Source organism: Sphingomonas sp. CCH5-D11 (assembly GCF_001557395.1).
In the GTDB taxonomy this organism is placed as follows: Bacteria; Pseudomonadota; Alphaproteobacteria; order Sphingomonadales; family Sphingomonadaceae; genus Sphingomonas.
In genome coordinates this window covers 1-2,344 of the sequence record NZ_LSKH01000034.1, presented here as the reverse complement: position 1 = coordinate 2,344, position 2,344 = coordinate 1, and the positions used below count along the sequence as shown (strand labels likewise).

General features: G+C 66.9%; 3 protein-coding genes and 1 pseudogene. 2 read left to right on the top strand and 2 right to left on the bottom strand.

All coding sequences use genetic code 11. The features are described from left to right. The first annotated feature begins 130 nt into the window (after positions 1-130). Together AX702_RS02190 and aat are read left to right on the top strand one after the other, a co-directional pair. Positions 131-511, top strand: a complete 381-nt coding sequence (locus tag AX702_RS02190) for a hypothetical protein (RefSeq protein WP_066775688.1) — start codon at positions 131-133, stop codon at positions 509-511. Between the two features lie 66 nt (positions 512-577). After that, positions 578-1,318, top strand: coding sequence for a leucyl/phenylalanyl-tRNA--protein transferase (aat, locus tag AX702_RS02185; RefSeq protein WP_066775685.1), 741 nt, complete (start codon positions 578-580; stop codon positions 1,316-1,318). Here aat and AX702_RS22780 read toward each other — a convergent pair. Both AX702_RS22780 and AX702_RS02175 read right to left on the bottom strand, forming a co-directional pair. Next, positions 1,261-1,797, bottom strand: a pseudogene (locus AX702_RS22780) (DUF2155 domain-containing protein); the annotation flags it as partial. The gene aat and the pseudogene AX702_RS22780 sit on opposite strands and share 58 nt — an antisense overlap. Next, positions 1,794-2,186 (bottom strand): NADH:ubiquinone oxidoreductase subunit NDUFA12, encoded by a 393-nt coding sequence (locus AX702_RS02175; RefSeq protein ID WP_066775681.1) that lies wholly within the window; start codon positions 2,184-2,186, stop codon positions 1,794-1,796. The gene AX702_RS02175 and the pseudogene AX702_RS22780, both read right to left, overlap by 4 nt. Positions 2,187-2,344 lie beyond the last annotated feature (158 nt).

Sequence of the window (2,344 nt, the reverse complement as noted above, 5' to 3'; positions counted from 1 at the left end):
ACCATGCCATCCTCACCGCCGTTTTCGCGTCATCGCACCGCGTTCAGGACAGCTTTACTGCAATAAAATATCTCTGGAGCACTCCCCTGCCTTGACGCTCCATGCTGCATCGGCGAAGTCGCGGGACGTTATGAAGAGCCCCTTCCCCTTTGCCGCCGCGGCGCTTTTCGCGCTTGCCGCATGTAACTCCAATTCGGAACCCGAGGTTCTGGATTCCAACCCGGATCCGATGGCCTCGGAACTCGCCAACGCCGGTTCCATTGAACTGCCGCCCGCGATCAAGGCCGACAAGACGATGCGCTGCAGTGACAACAGCCTTGTCTATCTGACCTTCTTCGAAGGCGACAAGCAGGTGGTGGTGCGCACCGAAAAGGGCGGCACGCCGACGACGCTGACCGCGCCGACCGCGGGCGAGCCGCTGACCGCAGAGGGCGGTTGGAAGCTGACCGGCGACACGGCAAATGTGAAGGTCGAGCTGCCCGGCAAGGGCGCGCTTTCCTGCCACGAATAACTTTGTTCATTTCTGCCGTCGCGCCTTTGCAGGGGCGGCGGCACCTACCTATCATGCGCGCCAGCCATGACGCGCCATCGTTCCTATGACGTGCTCGATCCGGCATCCGTGCTGGGCGCTTATGCCGTTGGCGTGTTTCCGATGGCCGATGCCCGCGATGCGCCGGGCGTCTTTTGGGTAGAGCCGCGGCGACGCGCCGTCCTGCCGCTGGACGGCTTTCACCTGTCCCGATCCCTGCGCAAGACGCTGCGTTCCGAACGGTTCAGGCTGACTGCCGATACGGCCTTTCAATCGGTCATCGCGCTATGTGCCGAAGCGGCCAGCGACCGGCCGGAGACCTGGATCAACCCGTCGATCGAGCGAGTCTTCCTGGAACTGCACGCTGCCGGCTTTGCCCATTCGATCGAATGCTGGGAGGGCCATCGCCTGGTAGGCGGCCTATATGGCCTGGCGATTGGGCGCGCCTTTTTTGGCGAAAGCATGGTGAGCCGAACGACCGACGCATCCAAGGCCGCGCTGGCGGCGCTGGTGGCGCGGCTGCGCTTTGGCGGCTTCACCCTGCTGGACTGCCAGTTCATGACCGATCATCTCGCCTCGCTCGGCGCGATCGAGATCGACCGGGAGGACTATATGGCGTTGCTGGGCGACGCGCTGTCGGAGGTGCTTGGGCCATCCTCGGCACGCGGGGGCGGCTCCTGGCGTACCCCGGGGGCTGATTTCCGCGCGCTGGACGGCGGTGCGAGCACGTCGGTTTCCGGCCCCCTGTCCGGGAAGGACATCGTGCAGCTCTTGGGCCACACATCATAAATGGGGTGCTGCACCACGTTGAGCGTCGGCCGCTCCTTGTAGAGCCAGCCGGAAAAGGCCCGACGCCACTTTTCGTCGCTGCCGCGCACGTCGAGCTGGAGGAATGCGCCGGTCAGCTGCTCCTGCTCCCAAGGGGCGGTACGCTCGCAGGCGCGCAGACGCACCACCGTGTCCCCCACACGCAGCGCCTGCCCCGGCTTCATGGTGAGATCGCGGCTGACGCCGTTGCGCTTGTTGAGCAGGCCGATCACGGCGCTGCGCTGCGCCATTGGCGTGCTGCCGGCATCCACCGGCGCAGCATCGCCCTCCACCGTCACGACATCGGACGGCGTATCGTCGTCCGCGGCATTGGGCACCTGCTGGCTGGTCGCGGGCCGCGTATCGTCACCATCGCCGCCGAGCCAGCGCGCGCCTTGCCACGCACCAACCCCAAGCAATGCGGCAACGGCAAGCGCGCCGGCCGCGACAGCCGGCTTCACGCGTCGGGGCTCCACGCCTCGTAATCACCGGTCGCAGACTGACGGTGACCGCCTTTTTCCAGTGCGCCGGTCGGCCGATACGCCTCCGGGGTGCCGGTCAGGTTCGGCCGCGCCGGCTTCTGCCACGCACGCGGCGGCGGCAGCGCACGCTCGGGCGCCGCATCCACATGGCGGTGCAGCCAGCTGAACCATTCCGGCGGCACGCGGCTGGCATCGTTCGCGCCATTGTAGATCACCCAGCGGCGCGGATTGCCCGCCGTGTCGCTGCCGCCCTCGTAATAGACGTTGCCAAGCGCGTCCTCGCCGATGCGCGTCTTGCCGCGCAAGCCGAACCAGGTGCCGATGGTGGCGCCGTTCCACCAGGTGAAGGGGTTGAGGTTGATGCCCATGTCGCCCGGCGCTTAGCGTCTGGCGCGCGCGGCTTCAATGGCATGTGACACGCAGACGACCGGCAGAAGGCGCAACTCTCGCGGGACGGCGATGTCGACGGCCGGAAGCATACCCCAACGCTCGTGGAGCCAGCGCCCCCGCCCCGCCCCCAAGCGGC